Genomic DNA, 19,960 nt, shown 5'->3' on the forward strand with positions numbered 1-19,960 from the left:
AAATTGTAAAGATGGTTAGAAAGTGGCGCTCAGCTTGGCGGTGACGGCGGTCAGCGAGCTGTCGTCGCCCACGTTGCCGGCGAAGACGATGTAGGGGATGCCGGCGGCAGGTCCGTCCACCGATTCCCAGAGCGAGACAATGCCCGGGAGCATCGGCCCGCGCACGATGGCATGGCGGATTTCCAGGCCATGGGCGGCGACATCCGAGGAGGTGATCCCGCCCTTGGCGATCACGAAGCGCGGGGGAGTGGCGTGCAGGATCAGGTTGACGACCGAAACCACCGCAGCGCTCACGGTGCGGGCGATCTCCAGCGACTGCGCCGCGTCATCGGTTTTCACCAGCTTGCGCGAGGTGTGCACGATGACATCCTGGGTGGCCAGGGCGGCGCTGATCTGCGCGGCCTTGCCCTTCAGGTAGGCCTCGGAGCCGTCGGCGAGGATTTCCGGGACGTCCAGCTCGATCACCGTGGCATTCGAGTGCCGGCTGGTCAGGTCGGCCAGCTGGCGGGTGGTCACGCCCACGTGGGAGCCCACCACGATCAGCCCGCCGGCGGTGCGCCGCTCGGCGCCGTTGCCCGCGTAGATCTCCTCGGCGGACAATGGCTGGCGCTGCTGCTGGCCGATGCGGGCACGCACGAAGGGCGGGCCCACGCGGCACAGCACGCGGGTTCCGGCAGCTTCGGCCTGCTGCAGGCCCTCGGACAAGGCCAGCAGGTCGTTTTCCGTGACGATATCCGCGGTGGCGACCTGTGCGTTGGAAGCTTCGGCCAGGCGAGTGGCGATGGAGGAAGCGCCGGAACGGATGGTGTCCAAGTCCAGGACCATCACGTCCTTGGCCGCGATGCGCCCGGCGGTCTTCTCGGCGACGTAGTCCGGCAGATAGCTGGTGCTGAATCCGAAGGTGGCGTCTTTGGCAAACTCAGTCTCGCTGACCTTGGCGACCTGGCCATCGATGGTGCGCATGTAATGCTCGCCGGCCACGGTGATCCGCCCGGCTTCGCCGAAAGCAGGAACCATCAGCACGGCATCCACCGAGGAATCCGGATCCACGGCCGCTGCGGTGGCGGCCAAGGTGTCGGTTTCCAACGGGAAATGCCCGCGCAGGGTGGAGTCGCTACGGCTGACAAAGGACACCGACAGGCCGGTTTCCGCCGCTGCCTGCAAGGCGGCCCGGGCCACCTGCTCATTGCGCAGTGCGGCGTCGGCGGCGTCCAGGGAGCGGGTGTTGGTGAGCACGTAGACGGCCAGCGGGCGTTCGCCATCCAGCTGCAGGGCGAAGGCCCAGCGGAAGTCCTCGACGTCCCAGCTGGTGAGCACCGGAAGGTTGCTGACCGATTGGGTTCCGGTCGGGTCGTCATCCAGGACCACCAGCACGCTGCCGGTGAAGCGCGCGGCCTCGGCGATTTTCGCGGGCGCGATCTCGCGCTCCGGGAGGTATCCGGCGAGCAACTCGGACTCAAGCATGGTCAAGGACTCCTTTGTCATTGGGCAACGTCTCTGCATCATAGGTAAGATGTCAGACATCTGTCATGACGATTAGTGTTACATGGATCGCGGTCAGCCGCAACTGCCTGCGGGACATAGACTGGACAGGTCTTTGGCGGGATGAATTGTCCCGGGGATGGAGGAAGCATGGCCCGGAAGTCATTGGTCGTAGAGGTCGCCGACAGCGTCTTGGACCGCATAGTCAGCGGTGAACTGTCGGTTGACGAGTTGATTCCTGGCGAGCTGGAACTCTGCGAGACCCTGGAAGTCAGCCGGATGACGGTGCGCGAAGCGATCAAGACACTCGCGGCGCAGAACATCATCCGCGTCGAACGGGGCCGCGGGACCTATGTGAATCCGGTCAACATGTGGAACTCGCTGGAGGCGGTAGTACGCGCCACAACCGCCGGCGTGGGGGCGGCCGCGGCCGCCGTGCAGCTGATCGAGTTGCGCCGCATGCTGGAAACCGGCGCCTGCGAGCTGGCCGCCTCGCGGATCACCGAGGAGCAGCTGGCAGTCATGGGCGAACTGCTCGAAGCCATGCGCGCCGCACACGCGGCCGCCGATCTGGACGGCTTTGTCGAAGCGGACCTGGAATTCCACGACGTGATCCTGCGGGCCTCGGGAAATGTTTTCGTTTCGGCGCTCTACGAGCCGCTGGGCCGAGTGCTCTCCTCACGGCGGCGTGAGACCAGCGCCTTCGCGCAGATCCAGCAGCACGCCATCGCCGAGCATGAGCACATCCTGGTTGCGCTTCAGCGGCACGACAGCTCCCAAGCCCGCCAGGCAATGGACAACCACATGCAGCAGACCCTCGATGACCTGAACACTTTCGTGCTCAATCGATAGCAACCCAGCCAGTTTTCGTTTGGCGCCGCGGAACGGGCAAGCGAGTTGAAGGTGGAGCTGTCCGTGTCGCCGAGCCGGCCAATTAGGAGAATCCTCTGTTCAAGGCGCTAGGCGAAGCAGGCAGAGGCTCGGCACCCTGGCAGGAACGCGGGATCCCGGGATACGGGGTGCATCCCTGCGTGCTGGGCCATGAACAGCTGACCGGGATGCACAGCAATGACGCAGAATCCGAGATCAGGCGTTGAAACTCTCGGCGAGCAGGCGATAGGCATCCAACCTGTCTGCCGGGTCGCAGACCAAGGTATTGAGCATCAGCTCATCGGCGCTGTGCTCTTCTGCCAAGGCCAGCAGCCGGTCGCGGACCTGGTCCGGGGTGCCTACGATCAGCGCTTGGCTGCGCTCCTTGGCACGGGCCCGTTCCTGCGCATTCCACGGGTGGCTCGCCGCTGTTGCCGTCGAGGGGATCGGTCCATCGTGGCCGAGGTCCTTGCGCACGCGCCAGAGCAAGAGCGCATTGGCCAGGGCCTGCGCCTTCTCTTCGGTTGAGGCGGTGGCAAAGCGAACGGCCAGCACGGTGTGGGCGGCGTGACCCGCATTGGCCGAGGCCTCGCGGTAGGCCCGGGTGGCAGGCTCGCCGCCAGCAGGGCGCAGGAAGTGCCCATGGACGTAGCCCGCCCCGAGCATTCCAGGCAAGGGCGCGGTGGAACCGCCAGCGCCCAGTACCCAGACGCGGCCTGCCGGTTCGGTATCCGAGGGCTCATGGACGGCGTCCGAATCATGCACCAGGGCGGCAATCTTCTGCGCGTAATGCGGGTCCGAGAGTGCAGCGCGGCCCACGCCGATGTCCACCCGGTCCGGGTGCACGGCGGCCAGCAGGCCCATGGCTTCGGAGACCTTCTGCGCCTGGTAGTACGGCAGCAAGATGGCACCGGTGCCGACCCGAATGGTCTCCGTGCGTTCCAAAGCCAGCGCGGTCATCATTTCCGGGGCGGCACTGGCGAAGGATTTCGAGTGGTGGTGCTCGGCAAACCAGATGCGGTGGTAGCCCAGCGCTTCCGCATCCTGAGCCAATTGCAGGCCGCTGGACAAGGCCTGGCCTGCGGTGGGGGCATGCTCGGTGAGCGGGACCTGGTCAAGTATGGAAAGCCTCATGCAGGCAGGCCTGCTTTGCGATTCTCCGGGGCAAGCTGCAGCTGCATGATCATGTCCTTTCAACGGCGAGGGTCCAGTCAGTGAGCTTACCGCGTTGCGCAGGGCAGCGGGGCATCCAAGACGCGGCAAGCAGGGGAGCGCTGGCGATCCTTGCCTCCACCCTGAGGGGGGGAGGCGGGGCAACGGATATCATTCCCGGTCGGGAGGACATCGCCGGCGCGCGGAACTAGTGTTGACACGTAGAGAAAGCAGCAGCTGCGTCCACCTGAGAAAAGGAATCCCATGCACGGCACTTCGCGTTCAGCATCCAACCGCACTTCGACCTGGCTGGCGGCCAGTTCCGCAGCGCTTGTCCTCGGCATGGGCCTGACTGGATGCGGCGCCATTGAAAGCTTCGACAAATCGACTGCGGATGCCTGGGCGGTGACCTACGAGATCACCGTGAGCGGGGAAGCCGCCGATGCGCTGAGTGATGTGTCCTACCTGGACTCGCCCAGCCGCGGCGAAGACTCGGCCGAAGTGACCGAGCAAGCGGTGGCCACGACCAGCGGTGCTGGCAAGAACAGCGAATCAATCTGGACTGCGCAGAGCGTCATCACGGCCGAAAAGGATGCAGCCATCGCGGCTACGCCTGCCGCAGGCAGCACCGCCACCTGCCGGATCCTGCTCGACGGGGTAAAGGAGATCGCGGCGCAAACCGGCAAGCCCGGCGAACGCGTGGAATGCGCCGTAACGACCCCTGCCTTCGGGGAAAAATTGAACCCGGCATCAGCCAAACCATGATCGGAGCGGGTATCGGAAGCATTTGATGAGTAGTTGGCGTGCTCCGAAACCAAGTGAGCATCCCCAGAGATCGGGGGAGTGCCAGCGCCTATCTGGCACTAGCCACGAAGATAAAATGCGAAGCCCTGCAGCTATCAAACAGCTGTAACCCTGCGGCAGTCCGCGAATGCAATTGCCCTTCATCAAGTTAATTTTCGACGATTTATAGAAAGCAAATTCTCTAGTAGTTGACTCATTCGCCATATGATGCGATCAGCACGACGGTGCGCTTCGGGAGTCGGACTTTGAATGGAGATGGGGTATAGGATGGCACCTTCAGAGAAGCCAGTACAAACCACCACCGACGGGCGCTACCTGATAATCAAGGGGCGGCGGTGGAGAGCCAGTGATCCCTCGATCCCTGCGAAATTACGACAAGAGCTGGTCAACGAGCTGATGTCAGCCCGCCGGGCAGTCAAGCAAGGCGAAATCGGCGCTAGCAAGCGTGTGAATAATGCCAAGCTCGCACTGGGCGAACGTGGACAGCCGTGGTGGGAGGAGCCGGAATCGGATTCAATGGGAGAGCGAATCCGCGCGACCATTCGCAGCTTGCTGAGCCATAGGGCAAACACGTCAATCTGCCCGAGTGATGTTGCACGCATAGTGGGCGGGCCGGACGAAGGGTGGCGTAAGTACATGGGACAAGTGCGCCAGATTGCCGCGGCATTGGCCGTGCAAGGTGAAGTCGTTGCAACTCAAAATGGCGAGCCCGTGGAAGCTGACGGTGTCAAAGGGCCAATTCGGATTAGACGCCGACACCCAGGCGAATAAAATTGCCCGATCTCTAGGGGAAGAACCGAGAATATGCTGGCACCGAGGTCTTCATGCCCGGTGAAGAGGGAGTGCTTCGGGCAAGGAGCCGACCCTCTAGACGCCGTGCTCGGTGACCATGAGCCGGCTGTGGTCGCTAAGCTATCGACCGTAATGCTGGAGCGCTTTAAAGAGGCAGTAGCTGTCGTCTTCGCGGTCAATATCGAGCATAACTCGGTTGGGGATGAACTTTTTCGCTGAGCTCCTGGAATCCGTCCTTAAATGTTTAACTGCCGAAGTTCCAACGAAAGGAAGCAGTCGACTGAAGTGGACGCTGCGTCCCAGGTAACTTTACGTGCTGATGGTGAGCATTTCTTAATGATTTTCACGAAAAGGCGTCATTGAAAGGGAACTGGCAGACAGAAGATCCCGGTTCGAAGGCTACGAAAGGGGAGCATCATCGCTTCATGGGTAATGCCATCACGCTTTGTGCACTTTGTTGTGGCTTAGTGGCTGTTCTGGATCCTGGTATCCGCAACCCTGGATAGAGGACCAAGGCCAACAACTAGCCCCCAGAAGAAGCCCGGTTCTGGCCCATTAGCGGTCCAACCCAACATGGGTATTGACCAGCCATGAGAATGAGCCAGGACCGCTGGGCTGAAGGGCTTACTGGCTGGCGCCCGCCGCGACGGGCGCTTCTGCGTGGCAGCGTTCCGGGAGAGGATATCGAGCCGGTGAGGTGGTTCGCGACTGCATAGCGGGGCAGGCTGGGATCTTGTGGGCGACGGCAGTATTCTTCCAGAATTTCACACGGAACTCGGCAATGAGCTCGGTCGCCAGGCGTTCGAAGAACTCTTCCATGGTGAGTCGATCAGCGCAGGCCCTGGTGACTTTCAGTGCTGCTTGGGGGACGGTGACATGCATCATGTGCAGTTCTTCGGTTTGCGGATCGAGCATGGCCACCAGCACTGCACGGCCATGGATTGATGCCATGCCCATGGCATCGTTGAGCGATTCGGCAGGCTGCGTCATGACGATCGGCATTCCCTGCGCCCAGCCGTAGTCGGACAGGTGGGACTTGCCTTCACGGGTGGCGAGAAAATCAGCGACTCTGACTGCGGTTCGGGTTCGTGCGATTCGACCTGGCATTTTAGATACTTCCCTTTCGTGCACTGCTCATGAAAAATATCGATGTGGACGTAATTCTCCGCAGTGAGATGCGCTTCGGAAAGGTCCCGTCGTTTTGGTGGTGCCGCTCTTGGCGTGCGGCGGGTGCTGCAGATCCTAGGCCATGCTCAAATCTGCATGGGATCCATCTGATTCACTTCCCAAACTGGTAGGTTCGAACCCTAAACCAGTGGTGGGGGCCAGCGAAGGTGCGGCGGAAGGCTGATCGAGCCAATGGGCTGGGAGTCCAGCTTCGGGCGCGTGCTCTGGTGCTGCGAGCAGGCTCTCCTTGCCGGCGACGGCGAACTGCAGATTCTTCACCTCGAATCGGACACCGAGCGCTGTCTCCATCTGCGGCATGAGGGTGTCGTTGACATATTGCATCAGCGAGGATACGTCCCGTTCACTCTTCGCGGTGCAGGCCAAATTCACGACCAGCTGCTCCGGGGACCCGGTAATGGTGCATATTGCTGAATGCACCGCGTCCCGGCTCCGACATTCTTCAGAGGCGAAGGCGGCGATCTTGTGGATTCGCGTGGTCCACGAATTGGTGTCATGCATCGTTGTTTCTACGGGAACTGCTAAGGATTCTTTCATCTTTCACTCCGGTACTGATAGCTGTTTCGTAGTAGAATATCTTTAGACAAGCTAACTATTAGATAGGTTACATGATTTTTTCTGTGTTGAGCAAGCTGGACCTCGCGAAGAAGGGTATTGGAACCCCAGGGGTTGCGGGCATGGCGTTCGCATCCGGCGGAAGGAGTTTTCATGAGTAGGTATCAAGCCAGTGGGTATTGGTACGGCGAGGGCCGTTCGGTGCCCGAAGCGGTGGATTTGCTGAATCTGATGCGCAAGTACCGTGAGGCGGAGCGCAAGATGCGAGCTGCGACCCGCGGTTCGATGGGAATGAATGAGACCGATATGTCGGCGCTGCGCTTCCTGCTCGCTGCGCACCGTAAGGGGTTGGTTCCCCGCCAGCGGGATTTTGCTGAGGAACTGGGGATCTCCAATGCCTCGGTGTCGGTATTGATCGACCGGTTATGCCGCGATGGGTATGCCGAGCGTATTGTGCATCCTGCAGATCGGCGGTCTGTGGGAATTGTGCCCACTGACTACAGTGATACGGACGTTCGAGGAACGCTGCATCGGATGCATGAGCAGATGATGGATGCCGTATCCACGCTCTCCGAGGCCGAGAGGGTTGCGGTTGCCAAGTTCCTGAAGGCCATGATCCGCAGCGTCGAGATCGAGGACGAGCCAAGCCAGCCTTCCAGGGGGAAATCTCAGATGGCGGAGAGCACCGCGTCTTCCCGGTAGGTGCAGAGCGCATAGCACCGCTTTATCCACGCTGGAAGATCTGACCGATACCTTAGTTAGCAGACCGACCAAGGGATAGTAGCCCGTTTAGTTTCCTTCAGTGATTTTGATTCTCCACGTGCTCCAGTTGAGTGATCGTCTGACGCGCGAGGGGCCTAGTTCCTGTGTTTTTGAAGACAGGTTTCTGAGGAAAACCTTGTGGTAGCTGTCGCAGGCAACTTGGACGCGTAAGTTAGACGAAACCAGAAAGTATTTAGCCTTTCTAACAAGTTAGGATGATGCAAATGCCACGAAAGCACGTTGATGTAAGTGTCAGTCATGCTGAGTTCGAGGATCTGAATAACGCTCTGGAGGACCATCGAGATGGTTTCAAGAAGATGGCCGAAGAAGCGACTAATGGCTTCGGCTTAGAGCCGGCCTACTGGGAAGGGCGGGCCCAGGAAGTCGAGGGTCTACGCGAGACGATTCACGAGCACAGTACTGACGAGCTCGAACAGAGCGAGTCTTCCACCAAGGAAGCGGACACTGGCCCCGAGGTTGATTCGGCTCGGGATCGGGACTTTGAATCCGATTCTCGCCAGTGAGCATCCGGCGCAGGCATGCGAGAGGCACTTCCTCATACGGCAACGGTCCACCACTATTCCGTGGTGGACCGTTGCTTTGCAGGTGCAGTTAGGCACGCTTGCGCGTGAACAATCCCCAAATCACCAATACGATCAGCGACCCGCCGATGGCCAGGAGCCAGCTGGACAGGGACCAGAACTGGTCCACGCCTTCGCCGAAGACTGCTGAGCCGATCCGGCCACCTACGATTGCGCCGACGATGCCCAGCAGCAAAGTAGCGAGCCATCCGCCGCCCTGCTCTCCGGGTTTGATGGCCTTGGCAATAGCACCGGCGATCAGTCCCAAAACGATCCAACTTAAAATATCCATGGGTTCTTCTCGACTAGTTCGTATTGGGTCTTGCCCGTTGGCGGTGACACTCGCCCCTTGTCCAGCAAGCTACCCGCAGCTGCCATCCAGCAGGCGCACAGCGAACGGCACGTGGCGGCGATAGAATTGCAAGGAGCCGCCGAGGTGTACCCGGCGGGCGGGAAGGCAAAGCAAAGCAGTGGACCCAAGGATTTCATCGCGCAAGGACAGGCAGAACTTTCCTGCCGCTGCGCTGCCCTCGGGCCGCGGCCTGCCTGCCCTGAGGCAGATCCTCGGTTTCCTGCTGCGCGTGCTGAAGCTTGGGCACGTGCGCGTTTTCCGCTACCTGGCGGTGATCACCACCTTGCAGGCAGCTAATGGCTTGCTGGTCATCCCTGCGATCAAGTACCTCTTCGGCCTGACGCTGGAAATCAGCAAGCTGAACAACGTCACCGACCGGACCTACACCGTGCTGCTGGCCCATCCGGTCTCGGTGCTGCTCCTGCTGGCCATCGCGGTGCTGGCACTGGGCGCGGTGAGCGTGCAGTTCGTAGCACTGATCGTGATGGTCAACCGCCAGCAATCCGGGAAGCCTCCCAACCTGCGGGCCGAGTGCCGCGAGACCGCCGACTGCCTTGGCCGGATGCTGTCCTACCCCTCGCCGCTGATGATGGTGTACTTTTTCCTCGCCCTGCCGCTGGGCGGCTTGGGCCTGTCTTCGGTGCTGATCCAGGGTGTGGGGATCCCGCCCTTCGTGACCCGCGAGTACCTCAAGGCGCCGCTGAGCACGGGGATCTACCTGCTGATGATCGGGGCGATCATCTACGCCAACCTCCGCCTGGTGCTCACCTTGCCGCTGCTGGCTGTCGGGCCCAAGCGGCCGCTGGCTGCCTTGGGCACCAGCCTGAAGGCCACGCACCGCAACAGCCTGCGCTACCTGCTGCTGATCGGGATCCCGCTGGGAGTTCGCGCCCTGTGCGCCTCGCTGCTGGTCGAGGCGCTGGTATGGACCTCGGATCTGGCCGCCAGCCTGCTCGGCGTGCAGAACTCCGCGCTGGTGGCGACCCTGTGCATCGGCGTGGGACACACGCTCGGTTTCCTGCTGATCGGAGCCGCGACCGTGGTGGCGATCCAGATTGTGGTGGCCCTGAGCCGCGAGCACCTGGCACTGCCCGTCACCCTGCAGGAGCGCTCGCAGCGGCATCGCAGCGCGCAGTCGCGCGCACTGAAGGCCACCGCCGGGACCGCGGCCGCGGCCTTGGTGCTTTCAGCGAGCTTTGCCGCATCCCCTGCCTTGGGGCAGACCGCAACGGGAGCCGGGGACGCGCAGATCCTGGCCCACCGCGGCTACTCGGCGGGCGGGGTGGAAAACACCTTGGGAGCCCTGGAAGCCGCGGCAACGCATCAGGCCGACATCGTCGAGGCCGATTTCCAGGAAACCGCGGACGGGCATTTCGTAGCCAGCCACGATACCAACCTGCTGGTGGTCGCCGGGGTGAACCGGAACATCCACGAGATGACCCTGGCCGAAGTCCGGAAGGTCACCGTGCGCGAAGGCGGCTTCGCCGACCGCATCCCCACCATGCAGGAGTACCTGGAGCACGCCGATGAGCTGGGCATCCCGGTGCTCGTGGAGCTGAAGGTCACCGGCCACGAATCCAAGGGCTACCTGGAGCGCTTCCTGGCGCAGCTGGACGCTACCGGGACCACCACGCAGAACATCTACCATTCGCTCAGCCCCCGGGCAGTCAAGGAAATCAAGGCGCAGCGCCCCGAGCTGCGGGTCGGGCTGACCGTGGCCATGAGCGTGGGCGGGCTGCCGAAGGCGAACGCCGATTTCTACACCCTGGAGCAGGCCTCCTTCACCCGCGAATTCCTGGAGCAGGCCCACGCGCTGGACCGGGAGGTGTATGCCTGGACCGTTAATGACGAGTCCACCATCCGCGAGCTGCTGGGCCTCGGCGTGGACGGCATCGTCACCGACAACGTGGAACTGGCCATCCGGGACCGCTACCTGGTGGCCAACAACCCCGCCACGGAGTACCGGGTGGGTTCCGCGCTGGCGTACCTGGACATCTTCCGCTAGATTCCGGCGCTCAGGGCGTCTCCGGATAGGTGCCATCGCCCAAATCCGGATTTGCCAGCGACTGCAACGGATCATGCAAGAACACCCGACGCCCTTCATTGCGCAGCCGGCGCAGCCCTTCCAAGGTCATTCGCCGGGCCACATCGGTGAAGGAGAAGACCCGGGAAATATCCACATGCACGTCTCCGTCGAAACGCGACTCGGACATGATATCGAGCAGTTCGGCAGCAGCGGTGAACTGCACGTTGCCCTGCAGCGAGAAGGTCTCGCGCGTGCCGCCGCGCTGCACGTCGATGACATCGAGCCGGCCATGGCTCGGGGCCAGCAGGTGCATGCCCATGTCCGTGGACAGCCGCTCGAAGGCCCGCCGCGCCCGCTGGCTGTTGCCGTGCGAATCCAGCCGCGGCGAGAACGCGCCGATGCCCACCTGGTCCGGCAGCACGCCCACCAGCCCGCCGGCCACCCCGCTCTTGGCGGGGATCCCGACGCGGGTCAGCCAGTCGCCGGCCCCGTCGTACATTCCGGCCACCGCCATCACCGACATCACCTGGCGGGCCGTGGCCTCGTCCATGATCCGCTCGTGCGTGCACGGCTGCACCCCGCCATTGGCCAAGGTGGCGGCCATCGCCGACAGATCCGCCACGGTGACCAGGATGGAGCACTGGCGGGTGTAGCCGGTGACCACCTCATGCGGGTCATCGCCGATGATCCCGTGCTTGCGCAGCATGTGGGCCATGGACAGGTTGTGGTCCGCGGTGCCCAGCTCCGAGTTGAAGACCGCTTCGTCGATGCGCAGCCGGCGCCCGGCCAGTGCGGAGAACAAATCCAGTGCCCGGTCAACGCGCTGCTCGCCGGTGGCGTCGGCGCCGACCATCAGGCCGTGGGCGGCGATCGCCCCGGCATTGATCATCGGGTTCTTCGGCCGATTGGTGCCATCCTCCAGCGACAGCTCGTTGAAGGCCTCGCCCGAAGGCTCCACCCCGATATGTTCCAGCACATGCTCCAGCCCGCGGTCCATGATGGCCGCCGCGTAGGCGAAGGGCTTGGAGATGGACTGGATGGTGAACTCGATCCCGGCATCCCCGGCGCTGTAGGTGCTGCCCATGGCGGTGGTCACGGCCAGGGCGAAGAAATCCGGATTGGCGTCGGCCAGTTCGGGAATGTAGCCGGCGCGCTGCCCGGAGGTGTCGTCGCGCAGCGCATCGAGCACTTCGTGGAGGTAATCGGGAATCGGATTCTTCATGGTGCCATTTCCTCTTGGATCTCGGGTGGATTCTGCCATTGTTCCGGTTACGGCCCACCCTATCGGCAAGAGCGCCCTATGCCGTGTACCCATGCTTACGGCCGGTCAGAAAGTGCCTGCAGAAGTTGCTGGAATTCTGGGACGTTCAGCCGCGCAGGGCTTTGCCGTGCGGGGACTTCTATGGGGACAGAAAGCTGGCCCCGATCATAAGGAGAGAGATCATGAAATGCAGGCTGATCATGCGTGCAATTTCGGATTCATCCAGCCTTCTGGCGGATTTGCCGATGCCTTCGCGCATTGCAGTGCAATTCAGAGCTTCGGATTCATGAGCGTCGAAGAAGGCCAATCAGTCGAATACAAGATTGAAGCGGGACCGCCGAAGGATGCCGTGATGGGCGATGAGGATCTGGCCGGCAACCACTCGCTGCTGAGGCTGCTCTGATTTGGATTTCACTGCCACTATCGCGCCTGGAGTCTCGGACAGGATGGCTGCTGCAGGACACTGTTGTCCTCTTGGGATTGCCGCATTCTCGCCTGTCGATAATGCGTATAGGCCCAGCCGCGTGGCACCGGGGAAACTGGCAGTAGGCCCTGTTTCTGCAGGGATGTGCTGCTTACCGAAAGGACGTCATCGTGTACTTTATTGTCGTTAAATTCAAAGTCAAGCCGGATTGCTCAGACCGCTGGCCGGATCTGGTGCGCAGTTTCACCGAGTCAACCCGTGCGGAACCAGGCAACCTTTGGTTTGATTGGTCGCGCAGCCTTGAAGACCCCAACGAATTCGTTCTGGTTGAAGCCTTCCAGGACGACGCAGCTGGAGACCACGTGGGCAGCGACCACTTCAAGCAGGCCATGATCGACATGGCGCCGGCCCTGGTTGAAACTCCGCGCATTGTCAGCCGGCAGATCGAAGGCGATACCTGGGACCGCATGGGCGAATTGGAAATCAGCTAGCAACTTTTGCGATGAACCCTGAAATTGCTGGGGCAAGGCCAGCGGCAGCTGCGACTCATATTGAAGTTCCCAGCTCACCTCGACAAGATGGGGTTATGGGATATAACGATTCACTAGCTGGCCTTGCTTCAGTTCAAAAAGCATTCGCCTTGCTGGACGTGGTGGCCGCGCATAACCGGGGTATGGCTGCCAAGGAGATCGCTGCAGAACTGCAGATGCCCTTGCCTACCGTTTATCGCCTGCTCAAGACCTTGACCGTGTCGGGCCACCTGGTCCACCTGCGCGATGAAGGGCTCTATGCCCTGGGCTACAAGCTTCACGCCCTGGATAACTCGCTGCGCCGGCAGGTAGGCACCCCGCCTTCGGTGGCGCGCTTGATCCGCGAATTGCATGTGCGGGCCGATGCCGCCGCCTACTACGCAGTGCACCGCGGAGAAGATATCGTGGTGGCCCACGTCGTTGAGTCGCCACTGCGCCCGCGCATCACCCCCATGGGCTTCGGGTTCAACAATGGTGCCCATGCGACCGCCTTCGGCAAAGTGCTGTTGGCGGCCATGGATGCCGAACGCTGCCACGCCTACCTGGACAAGCACGGCATGCCCGGGATGACCTCCGCGACCATCTGCGATCCGCAGGTCTTTGCCGCAGAACTGGACGCCGTACGCGAGACCGGCATTGCCATCGAACGCGAAGAATTCATCCGAGGCGCCTCCTGCATGGCCGCCCCGGTAACCACGGGCGCCGGGCAAGTCATCGGATCGGTGGCAGTTTCCATGGACCCGGCCGAATTCCAGACCCGCCACCGAGACGTCTCCGTCCTGCTGCGCGATGTGGCTTCGCGGGTGAGCCGCGCGCTGCGGGGCACCTCGATGCTAGGCGCAGCTTGCGCCGACTAACGAGGTGCCCGGACAGCCTACAACTTGGCCTGGGCCATTTGCTCGACGATGTACTCGGCCTGGCGGATGGCCAGCGCCACGATGGTCAAGGTCGGGTTGGCCGCGGCTCCAGTGGTGAATTGCGAGCCATCGGAGATGAACAGATTCGCAACATCATGGGCCTGGCCGAAAGCGTTGACCACCCCGTCTTCAGGACGCTGGCTCATTCGCGCCGTACCGAGATTATGCGTCGACGGGTACGGGGGAGTGTGGTGCGTGGACCGCGCGCCCACTGCCTCGAAGAGCAGCGAACCCTGCTGGTAGCCGTGCGTTCGCATGGCGAGGTCATTGGAGTGGTCGTCAAAATGGACATTCGGCACCGGCAGGCCCAAGCGGTCGCTCACCGTGTTGTTCAGCGTGATTCGATTGCTTTCCTGCGGCATATCCTCACCGGTAATCCACATGCCCGCAGTGTTCAAGTAGTCGTCCAGCAGCGTAGTGAATTCCGGTCCCCAGCCGCCGGGCTCCACGAAGCTGGCGAGGAACGCCGGCCCCAACGCGATGGTTTCCATGTAATAGCCACCGCAGAATCCGCGATCCGGATCATGGCGGGATTCGTCGGCAATCAGCCCGGCCATCGTCTCGCCCCGGTGCATGTTCACCGGCTGGTCGAACTTGGCATAGACGCTGCCGGTGGTGTGGCGCATGTAGTTGCGGCCCAGCTGGCCCGAGGAGTTCGCCAATCCATCGGGGAACAGCGGCGAAGCTGACAGCATCAGCAAGCGAGGGGTTTCAATGGCGTTGCCGGCCACCGCCACGATGCGTGCTTTTTGGCGCTGCGGGTTCCCTTCGGAATCTATGTAGATGACTCCGTCCACCTTGCCGGCAGCAGTATGGGTAACTTGAACAGCATGCGATTCGGGACGCAAATCCAGCAGGCCGGTGCGCAGCGACTTCGGGATTTCCGAGACCATTGTGGACCATTTGGATTTGTTCTTGTCGCCCTGGAAGTTGAACCCATCCTGGATGGATGCTGGGCGGCCGTCGTAGGGTTCGGCATTGGTTGCGTAGGGCCCGGTGGCATACTGGCGGTAGCCCAGGCGCTGGGCTCCATTGGCAAAAACCTTGTAGTTGTTGTTGGCCGGCAGCGCGGGACGCCCGTGGCGGTGGGTGCTGCCCATCTTCTGCTCGGCACGGTCGTAGTACGGTGCCAAATCGTCCAGGGTGATGGGCCAGTCCAGCAGGTTGGCCCCGTCGACCCGGCCGTAGGTGCTGCGCGCCTTGAACTCATGTGCCTTGAATCGCGGGGTGGCCCCGGACCAGTGGGTGGTGGTGCCTCCGACCGCCTTGACGATCCAGGCCGGCAGATTGGGGAAGTCGCGGGCCACGCGCCATGACCCCGAGGTGGTCCGCGGATCCAGCCAAGCCATCTGGTTGAAGGCGGCCCATTCGTCCTGGTGGTAGTCCTCATTCTTCAGATACGGGCCAGCCTCCAGCATGACCACCTTGACTCCCTTGGAAACCAGCTCATGGGCCAAAGTTCCGCCGCCGGCACCGGAGCCGATGACGACAACTACCGAGTCGTCGTCATGGTCGTGCACTGCCGATTGCTCTTCGGTGCTCATCGGGTTGTCCCTTCCTCGAGGATTCCTGAATCACCCAGGACGTTGTCCACGGGCTTGCTGCTGGTTTCCGGTGCGTAGGCTTTCACGGCGTAGGGAAGCGGGCCCTGGTCTTGTACGGGCTCTCCGCTTTCCTCGATGCGCGGTTCGGGCAACCAATTCAGATCATTGAAACCGCGGTTCACGTAGCCGCCCTTGGAGAAGGATTCGCCTTCGTAGCCCAGGGCCTGATGCACTTCGGGGTCATCGTAGAAATTGAGGACTACGGTGCGGCGGATGAAGGCGAAGAACTCCAGATCCGCGATGCGCTTGAGCACCGCCAGTGCACGGTCATCGGGAAGATCCAGGAAATGCTCTTCGCTGAGCGTATCCAGGGTCATCAAGCCCTGGGTCAAAGCCATGCGGAACCAGCTGGATTCGGCTGAAGCCTCGATGATTTTCTCTGTCATGCGCTCGTAGGGCCCATCCGGGAACTGCGGGTGCGGAAACGAAACCCGAATGATCCGGGTCAAGATCCGCCGAGCCTCATCCGAGAGCTCCAGGGCGTTGAGAGATGAATATTTTGCTGGGAACACCATTGTTGTCACCTCGATTATTAGACGGTTAGGTCAGTTCCTGCGCTGATTCTGCAGGGAAACCGGCAGTGAAGCCTTACTTGGATTATGTAGTGCACGTCACAGTGCTGCCAGCGTCGTTATCGGCTGGTGAGAATGGCCCGGCAACTCGCTCGGCGCCACGTTGCGGGCATTATCGCTCTGCGAGAACGAAGCTATCCCCGGAGCGAGCGCGGGCCCCAAGCTGGGCAGACTCGACGGGCCAAGGGGCCGCTTCAAAGTCCGAGCAGCATCTAACAGGAGGAATCACCATGGCAGGATCCACCGCAGGGGTCGCACTCATCACCGGAGCAGGACGAGGGATTGGAAGGGCCATCGCCGAGCGCCTGGCTGATGATGGGCAGGACATCATCGTTGCCGATGTCCCGGGAGCCCAGGAGAACGTGGATGAGGTCATCGCCGCCGTCCAGCAGCGCGGGCGCCGTGCGGTCGGGGTAGCCGGAGACGTGTCGAACCCCGAAGACGTGGAACGGATGATCAAGGAGGGTACCGAAGTCTTGGGCGACCTGACGGTGTTCGTGGCCAACGCCGGCATTGCGCAGGTTGACGAGATCCTGGACGTGAAACCCGAGGCGTTGGACCGCATGCTCGACGTGAACATCAAAGGCGTCTTCTATTCCTACCAGCTGGCGGCCAAGCGCTTCATTGAGCAGGGCAGCGGCGGGAAAATCATTGGCGCGGCATCCATCGTTGCTTTCCGTCCGTTTCCCATCCTCGCCTCGTATTCGGCCACCAAATGGGCGGTGCGAGGACTGACCCAAGCGGCCGCCATGGAGTTCGCCAAACACAACATCACCGTCAATTCCTATGCGCCGGGCGTGGTGGGAACCGCGATGTGGGATTTGATTGACGAGCGGCTCACGGCGCGTGAAGGAACCCCGAGGGGCAGTGCCCTGCAGGCGCAGGTGGACAACATTCTGGCTGGCCGTGTTTCCGAGCCGGAGGACGTCGCCAAGCTGGTGAGTTATTTGGCAGGGCCGGACTCGGACCACATGACTGGCCAGACTGTCTTGATCGATGGCGGCATCAACTTCTCCTGACGCATGGGCATTGACGAGGTTCGCCATGGAGCACTGTAGCTCCGCGGCGAACCTCTTCGCTGTTGGGTGAGCCGGCAAGCGGCCGGCTCAGTGCCCACCGCCCAGGCATTTGCGCATCTTCAAGCAAGCGGTAGTCAGCCCTTCGACGTCCGCATTCTTGGGAGCCGTGCCTGACGATGACGAAATTCTGCGGGTCTTCGGCCTAGTTGAACTGCGTGTCCAGGTCGTTGGAAGAAGCTAAGAGCAATACGCCAGTGAGCCACGCCCGTCAGGAACCGCCGAAGACGGTAGCGCCCGGAAATAGAGCTTCTCCTTCTTGGGCGCCATGCGCCGGACCAGCGTATTTCGCGGACTTAAAAGAAGCCAATGGATCTGAACCGAAGATACAGGTTTGTTGAATCTCCGGCATAGCCGATCAGCTCGGCTGCCGGTAATCTTGTGAAATCTCTATGCAAGAGCAGGGGATTGGGCAAACAATTGTACGGTTCAACCAATTTGGCGCGCAGCATGCCGGATAATTGATGGAACACAGCAGGCCGGAGGAAGATACTCCGGTCGGAAGGGAATGATGGACGCTTCAGGCGACAGTAGATCTCATAGTTCCAACCCTCTGCCCGGAAGGCATGCCGGCCAGGCTCCGCAGGTCAGGGGGTGCATGTAATTGGAATGGATCTCGCTACTCATAGCGCTTCTCCTCATTCTCGGTTGCGGATTATTCGTTGCCGCTGAATTCGCGCTGATCACGGTTAACCGGAATCAGGTCAAGCAGGCCGCCGCGAACGGCGACCGCCGTGCCTCCGGTGTTCTCAAGGGCATGGAAACATTGTCCACCCAGCTTTCGGGCGCCCAGCTGGGCATCACGCTTACCAACCTCGGCATCGGCTTCCTCGCCGAGCCGGCCATCGCGGCCCTGGTCGTCGGGCCGCTGCAGAACTTCGGCCTCGACGAAACCCTGGCCCGCTCGGTCTCCATTGCCATTGCGCTGATCCTGGCCACCATCTTGACCATGGTCTTCGGCGAATTGGTTCCCAAGAACCTGGCCATTGCCAAGCCTTTCGAAACAGCCAAGGCCGTGGTGGGGTTCCAGCGCGGCTTCAGCGTCGTGACCAAGCCCTTCCTTACATTCTTCAACGGCAACGCCAACTGGATTGTCCGCCGCTTCGGCATCGAGCCGCAAGAAGAGCTGGCCTCGACCCGCTCGGCCGAGGAACTGGTGGCCTTGGTGGGGCACTCGGCCCGCGAGGGACTGCTTCCCTCGGAAACTGCCGAAATGCTGCGCCGGACCGTGGCCTTCGGCAACCGCCGGGCCCATGATGTGATGACCGCCCGATCGCGGATGATCACCGTGACCGCCCAGGAGACGGTGCACGAAGTGCTGGAGCTTGCCGCGCGGACCGGGCATTCCCGCTTCCCGCTGGTGGACGAGGGCGGGCACCGCGTGCTGGGCATGGTGCACATCCGCGCCTTGCTCGCCATCCCCTACGCGCAGCGGCAGCAGTCCGCGGCCGGGGACAGTGCAGAAGATGCCTTCCTGGTCCCGGATACCATCGAGCTCGATGAGCTGATGGACCAGATGCGCAACGGCGGGCTGCAACTGGCGGTACTGATCGACGAGACCGGCGACGTCGCCGGGATGCTCACGCTGGAAGACCTCGTGGAGGAAATCGTCGGCGAAGTGCGCGATGAGCACGACCCGGAGGATTCCACCATCCAGGTGCTCTCCGGGAACTCCTGGCGGCTGGATGCGGCACTGCGGCCGGATGAGGCCAATGAGCTGCTGGGCTGCCAGATCCCCGAGGACTCGGACTACGAGACCTTGGCAGGAATGCTGACCGTGCAGCTGGGCAAGTTCGGCGAGGTGGGCGATGTCGTGCGCCTCGTGGTCCCGGGCGAGCCCGGTGGACCGCATAAGGAACTTGAATTCACCATCCACGCCACCGATGGGCAGCGGATCGCCAGTGTCGATGTGACGGTGTCCGAGCAGGCAGAAGGGGAGGACGCGCGATGAGCGACCTTATGGGAATTCTGGTGACGGTCGCGCTGCTGGCAGCGAACTTCTACTTTGTCGGCGCCGAATTCGCGCTGATCTCCGCACGCCGGAGCATCATCGAGCCCAAGGCCATGGACGGCAGCCGCAGCGCCAAGATGACGCTGTGGGCCATCGAGAACGTTTCGCTGGTCATGGCCGGTGCCCAGCTGGGCATCACGGTCTGCTCGCTGGCGCTGGGCTATGTCACCAAGCCGCTGGTGAAGTACGCGGTGGCCGGGCCCTTCGAAGCCATCGGCGTTCCGGCAGGCATGATCGACGCGCTGTCCTACGCGATTGCGCTGATCGCGGTGACCTACCTGCACGTGGTGCTTGCCGAGATGGTGCCCAAGAACATGGCGTTGGCCGGACCCGAGCGCATGGCGCTGATCCTGGGCCCGAGCATGGTCATCCTGGTCAAGGTGCTGCGCCCGGTGCTGTGGCTGATGAATGCCATGGGCAACCTGGTGCTGCGGATCTTCGGCGTCGTTCCGAAGAACGAAGTGGCCAGCACCTTTACCCGCGACGAGGTCTCTTCCATGGTGGCCGAATCCCGGGAGGGAGGCCTGCTCGATGCGCATGACGAGCAGCTGCTGCTGGGCGCCTTGCACTTCGATGCCCGGAGCATCGAGTCCGTGGCGATCAGCTTCGAGAAGGTGCAGACCTTGCCGGTGGATGCCACGATAGAGCAGATCGAGGCGGCGGCCGCGCATGGCTTCTCGCGCTTCCCGCTGGTGGACGCCGGCGGCACCCCGGTGGGCTATGTCCACGTCAAGGACGTGCTGGGCGCCGACGCGCAAGCCCGGACGCGGCCGCTGCAGCCCAGCGGCATCCGCGAGCTGCCGTCCTTCGGGCAGCAGCAGAGCGTGCGCACCGCGCTGCAGGAAATGCAGCTCTCCGGAGCCCATTTGGCCCTGGTGCGTGATGGCGAATCGGGCAAGGTCACCGGCATGGTGACCTTGGAAGACATGCTCGCAGAGCTGGTCGGCCAGATCAGGGACGAGCACCGCAGCGCAAGCTAGCCGCGCAAGCCGGACAATAAAGCA

General features: G+C 62.2%; 20 protein-coding genes. 12 read left to right on the forward strand and 8 right to left on the reverse strand.

Annotated elements, in window-relative coordinates; translation table 11 throughout:
• Positions 1-15: 15 nt before the first annotated feature.
• Entirely contained in the window at positions 16-1,464 is a 1,449-nt protein-coding gene (locus tag ACIOJF_RS08265) for a four-carbon acid sugar kinase family protein (RefSeq protein WP_402741446.1), read from the reverse strand.
• A gap of 168 nt (positions 1,465-1,632) precedes the next feature.
• On the opposite strand from ACIOJF_RS08265, the gene ACIOJF_RS08270 reads away from it, so the two are divergent.
• The gene (locus tag ACIOJF_RS08270; RefSeq protein WP_402741447.1) at positions 1,633-2,334 is read left to right on the forward strand and encodes a FadR/GntR family transcriptional regulator; all 702 of its coding nucleotides are present in this window, start codon (positions 1,633-1,635) and stop codon (positions 2,332-2,334) included.
• Between the two features lie 234 nt (positions 2,335-2,568).
• Here ACIOJF_RS08270 and ACIOJF_RS08275 read toward each other — a convergent pair whose 3' ends face one another.
• On the reverse strand, positions 2,569-3,486 hold the full coding sequence (locus tag ACIOJF_RS08275; RefSeq protein WP_402741448.1) for an LLM class flavin-dependent oxidoreductase: 918 nt from the start codon (positions 3,484-3,486) through the stop codon (positions 2,569-2,571).
• 282 nt (positions 3,487-3,768) lie between these two features.
• Here ACIOJF_RS08275 and ACIOJF_RS08280 point away from each other — a divergent pair, with 282 nt between their 5' ends.
• Together ACIOJF_RS08280 and ACIOJF_RS08285 are read left to right on the forward strand one after the other, a co-directional pair.
• Complete coding sequence (locus ACIOJF_RS08280; protein WP_105658936.1) at positions 3,769-4,269, forward strand: hypothetical protein; 501 nt, start codon at positions 3,769-3,771, stop codon at positions 4,267-4,269.
• A 306-nt stretch (positions 4,270-4,575) separates the two neighbouring features.
• Positions 4,576-5,079 (forward strand): DUF3253 domain-containing protein, encoded by a 504-nt coding sequence (locus ACIOJF_RS08285; RefSeq protein ID WP_105658963.1) that lies wholly within the window; start codon positions 4,576-4,578, stop codon positions 5,077-5,079.
• A gap of 645 nt (positions 5,080-5,724) precedes the next feature.
• Here the strand turns inward: ACIOJF_RS08285 and ACIOJF_RS08290 are convergent.
• The gene (locus ACIOJF_RS08290; protein WP_105658938.1) at positions 5,725-6,207 is read right to left on the reverse strand and encodes a hypothetical protein; all 483 of its coding nucleotides are present in this window, start codon (positions 6,205-6,207) and stop codon (positions 5,725-5,727) included.
• A 135-nt stretch (positions 6,208-6,342) separates the two neighbouring features.
• Positions 6,343-6,786, reverse strand: a complete 444-nt coding sequence (locus tag ACIOJF_RS08295) for a hypothetical protein (RefSeq protein WP_402697681.1) — start codon at positions 6,784-6,786, stop codon at positions 6,343-6,345.
• A 207-nt stretch (positions 6,787-6,993) separates the two neighbouring features.
• Between ACIOJF_RS08295 and ACIOJF_RS08300 the strand changes: the two genes are divergently transcribed.
• Positions 6,994-7,542, forward strand: coding sequence for a MarR family winged helix-turn-helix transcriptional regulator (locus ACIOJF_RS08300; RefSeq protein WP_105658940.1), 549 nt, complete (start codon positions 6,994-6,996; stop codon positions 7,540-7,542).
• 284 nt (positions 7,543-7,826) lie between these two features.
• On the forward strand, positions 7,827-8,126 hold the full coding sequence (locus tag ACIOJF_RS08305) for a hypothetical protein (protein ID WP_105658941.1): 300 nt from the start codon (positions 7,827-7,829) through the stop codon (positions 8,124-8,126).
• A gap of 88 nt (positions 8,127-8,214) precedes the next feature.
• Here the strand turns inward: ACIOJF_RS08305 and ACIOJF_RS08310 are convergent, their stop codons facing one another.
• On the reverse strand, positions 8,215-8,475 hold the full coding sequence (locus ACIOJF_RS08310) for a GlsB/YeaQ/YmgE family stress response membrane protein (RefSeq protein WP_402741449.1): 261 nt from the start codon (positions 8,473-8,475) through the stop codon (positions 8,215-8,217).
• 178 nt (positions 8,476-8,653) lie between these two features.
• Between ACIOJF_RS08310 and ACIOJF_RS08315 the strand changes: the two genes are divergently transcribed.
• On the forward strand, positions 8,654-10,540 hold the full coding sequence (locus ACIOJF_RS08315; protein ID WP_402741450.1) for a glycerophosphoryl diester phosphodiesterase membrane domain-containing protein: 1,887 nt from the start codon (positions 8,654-8,656) through the stop codon (positions 10,538-10,540).
• A 10-nt stretch (positions 10,541-10,550) separates the two neighbouring features.
• Here ACIOJF_RS08315 and ACIOJF_RS08320 read toward each other — a convergent pair whose 3' ends face one another.
• Entirely contained in the window at positions 10,551-11,783 is a 1,233-nt protein-coding gene (locus ACIOJF_RS08320; protein WP_402735485.1) for a glutaminase, read from the reverse strand.
• 25 nt (positions 11,784-11,808) lie between these two features.
• On the opposite strand from ACIOJF_RS08320, the gene ACIOJF_RS08325 reads away from it, so the two are divergent.
• The 3 genes from ACIOJF_RS08325 to ACIOJF_RS08335 all read left to right on the forward strand — a co-directional run bounded on the left by ACIOJF_RS08325 (position 11,809) and on the right by ACIOJF_RS08335 (position 13,633).
• Positions 11,809-12,225: a cold shock domain-containing protein gene (locus ACIOJF_RS08325; protein ID WP_388025881.1), complete on the forward strand. Its 417-nt coding sequence runs from the start codon at positions 11,809-11,811 to the stop codon at positions 12,223-12,225.
• Positions 12,226-12,416: 191 nt separating this feature from the next.
• The gene (locus tag ACIOJF_RS08330) at positions 12,417-12,737 is read left to right on the forward strand and encodes a putative quinol monooxygenase (RefSeq protein WP_105658946.1); all 321 of its coding nucleotides are present in this window, start codon (positions 12,417-12,419) and stop codon (positions 12,735-12,737) included.
• Between the two features lie 95 nt (positions 12,738-12,832).
• Positions 12,833-13,633 (forward strand): IclR family transcriptional regulator, encoded by an 801-nt coding sequence (locus ACIOJF_RS08335; protein WP_388025876.1) that lies wholly within the window; start codon positions 12,833-12,835, stop codon positions 13,631-13,633.
• Positions 13,634-13,650: 17 nt separating this feature from the next.
• On the opposite strand, the gene ACIOJF_RS08340 is transcribed toward ACIOJF_RS08335, so the two are convergent.
• Together ACIOJF_RS08340 and ACIOJF_RS08345 are read right to left on the reverse strand one after the other, a co-directional pair.
• Entirely contained in the window at positions 13,651-15,237 is a 1,587-nt protein-coding gene (locus ACIOJF_RS08340) for a GMC family oxidoreductase (RefSeq protein ID WP_105658948.1), read from the reverse strand.
• The gene (locus ACIOJF_RS08345; RefSeq protein WP_286134671.1) at positions 15,234-15,683 is read right to left on the reverse strand and encodes a hypothetical protein; all 450 of its coding nucleotides are present in this window, start codon (positions 15,681-15,683) and stop codon (positions 15,234-15,236) included. Before ACIOJF_RS08345 ends, ACIOJF_RS08340 begins: the two co-directional genes overlap by 4 nt.
• 416 nt (positions 15,684-16,099) lie before the next feature.
• Here ACIOJF_RS08345 and ACIOJF_RS08350 point away from each other — a divergent pair, with 416 nt between their 5' ends.
• The 3 genes from ACIOJF_RS08350 (at position 16,100) to ACIOJF_RS08360 (ending at position 19,936) form a co-directional block, all read left to right on the forward strand.
• The gene (locus ACIOJF_RS08350) at positions 16,100-16,888 is read left to right on the forward strand and encodes an SDR family NAD(P)-dependent oxidoreductase (protein WP_105662356.1); all 789 of its coding nucleotides are present in this window, start codon (positions 16,100-16,102) and stop codon (positions 16,886-16,888) included.
• Between the two features lie 661 nt (positions 16,889-17,549).
• A complete protein-coding gene (locus ACIOJF_RS08355) occupies positions 17,550-18,896 on the forward strand; it encodes a hemolysin family protein (RefSeq protein ID WP_402741451.1) in 1,347 nt (448 codons plus the stop codon).
• The gene (locus ACIOJF_RS08360) at positions 18,893-19,936 is read left to right on the forward strand and encodes a hemolysin family protein (RefSeq protein WP_402741452.1); all 1,044 of its coding nucleotides are present in this window, start codon (positions 18,893-18,895) and stop codon (positions 19,934-19,936) included. Before ACIOJF_RS08355 ends, ACIOJF_RS08360 begins: the two co-directional genes overlap by 4 nt.
• Positions 19,937-19,960 lie beyond the last annotated feature (24 nt).

The sequence above is a fragment of the Glutamicibacter sp. NPDC087831 genome, assembly GCF_044742845.1.
In the GTDB taxonomy this organism is placed as follows: Bacteria; Actinomycetota; Actinomycetes; order Actinomycetales; family Micrococcaceae; genus Glutamicibacter.